Source organism: Oceanisphaera ostreae (genome assembly GCF_042676125.1).
GTDB lineage: Bacteria > Pseudomonadota > Gammaproteobacteria > Enterobacterales > Aeromonadaceae > Oceanimonas > Oceanimonas ostreae.
Genome location: NZ_JBHTJS010000014.1, coordinates 1 through 218 on the forward strand (window position 1 = coordinate 1; position 218 = coordinate 218).

At 50.9% G+C, this 218-nt stretch carries 1 pseudogene; it reads left to right on the plus strand.

Annotation, left to right across the window (positions count from 1 at the left end):
* Window positions 1-218, plus strand: a pseudogene (locus tag ACFQ1C_RS04700) (IS4 family transposase); the annotation flags it as partial.

Genomic DNA, 218 nt, shown 5'->3' on the forward strand with positions numbered 1-218 from the left:
ACATCGGATGCTGGAGGATACGATTTTATTGCGCAGTCAGTCGGTTGAAGGTGTCACGCAGGAGCTGTGGGGGATTTTACTTGCCTACAATTTAGTGCGGGTGGAGATTAGTCGCATTGCTCACGAGGCAGACGTTTCACCGCTGCGGATTAGTTTTATGATGGCGTTAAGAGATATTCAAGATGAAGTAATGTGGTGCGCCATCGCGGCCCCCGGGA